The organism is Burkholderia sp. GbtcB21, assembly GCF_019091065.1.
GTDB lineage: Bacteria > Pseudomonadota > Gammaproteobacteria > Burkholderiales > Burkholderiaceae > Burkholderia > Burkholderia pyrrocinia_C.
Genome location: NZ_JAGXKA010000344.1, coordinates 1 through 252, shown reverse-complemented (window position 1 = coordinate 252; position 252 = coordinate 1). Strand labels below are relative to the sequence as shown.

Genomic DNA, 252 nt, shown 5'->3' with positions numbered 1-252 from the left:
CGCCTCCGGCCTCATCGACGAACGGCTCGATCCCACGACCGGCGTCGTCGACCGTTCGCAGCTCCGCCAGGACTCCCTCGGCGATCGGCAGCACTCGAAGATCCATGCTCCGATCGTCGTCCCCGGAGGCATCCGAATTCGGCGGGAATCGGCCATCGCGCCGTTCAGGGGTTGCGGCGGGCGATCGCCGTCGACAGCGCGGTGGCGAAGGCGCACCACGCCACGTAGGGCGCCAGGGCGGCTCCGGCCCGC

Annotated in this window: 1 protein-coding gene; it reads right to left on the bottom strand. The window is 71.8% G+C overall.

Features of this window, described 5'->3' with window-relative positions:
- Window positions 1–164: 164 nt before the first annotated feature.
- On the bottom strand, window positions 165–252 hold an 88-nt coding region (locus KVT39_RS38885), incomplete at its 5' end, for a tryptophan-rich sensory protein (protein WP_217591501.1).